Source organism: Brevundimonas sp. CURTG3B2_SDJG (assembly GCF_057364705.1).
Window position 1 is genome coordinate 1 of record NZ_JBNFOJ010000601.1, and the last position, 527, is coordinate 527.

Below are 527 nucleotides of genomic sequence, written 5' to 3' on the forward strand. Positions count from 1 at the left end.
TTACGTCTTTAGGGGAACTCCCAGTGTGACCAAAGAGGCTTGAAAGCTGTACGCCGTCCTTAAAACAAAGAACTTGTAGATGTAGATTCGGTTGTATGCACCTGTAGAGTTGACGCAGATGTAGTTCTCAGTCCCTGTACCTTGAATGTCAAACACCCCGTTAGGGATATAGGACAGTACGTGTCCAGTGGTATCATCGGCATCCTTCACGTCAGACACATCTGCTACAGCGAAGTATCGCTTAATGCTGGTGAATGACCACGAGGCGCTGAGAAGAATACTGAGCGTCCTACAGCGAATGGTCTGGCATTGTCACTAAGGCAAAACTCTGAGCCCACATCAAGTTGGATAGACTTCGAGGTAAGGACCCAGAGCTTGTCATCACGAACTGAACCTCATCAGACCAAAGTAGTAGCTGCTCGCTAAACGGAACGGCATACTTAAGGATTGAGATTCGAGGGTGACTTACAGCTACGTCAATAGGGTCATCGTCGCTCAGTGTCGCCACACTCTTAGGGAAGAACGCA

General features: G+C 48.4%; 1 pseudogene. It reads right to left on the reverse strand.

What is annotated here, in order from left to right:
* Positions 1 to 527: pseudogene (locus tag AC2W7C_RS18890) on the reverse strand (phage nozzle protein); the annotation flags it as partial.